The sequence below is a fragment of the Burkholderia sp. SIMBA_051 genome (assembly GCF_046534915.1).
GTDB classification, from domain to species: Bacteria; Pseudomonadota; Gammaproteobacteria; order Burkholderiales; family Burkholderiaceae; genus Burkholderia; species Burkholderia ambifaria.
The window spans coordinates 1-230 of record NZ_JAWRXS010000994.1 but is presented as its reverse complement, the minus strand read 5'-3'; the positions used below and the strand labels follow the sequence as shown (position 1 = coordinate 230).

Sequence of the window (230 nt, the reverse complement as noted above, 5' to 3'; positions counted from 1 at the left end):
CCACATCGTTTCCCACTTAACCATGACTTTGGGACCTTAGCTGACGGTCTGGGTTGTTTCCCTTTTCACGACGGACGTTAGCACCCGCCGTGTGTCTCCCATGCTCGGCACTTGTAGGTATTCGGAGTTTGCATCGGTTTGGTAAGTCGGGATGACCCCCTAGCCGAAACAGTGCTCTACCCCCTACAGTGATACATGAGGCGCTACCTAAATAGCTTTCGAGGAGAACC

Annotated in this window: 1 rRNA gene; it reads right to left on the bottom strand. The window is 53.0% G+C overall.

Going from position 1 to position 230, the window contains the following annotated elements:
- Nucleotides 1–230 (bottom strand): 23S ribosomal RNA (locus tag SB771_RS37470); the annotation flags it as partial.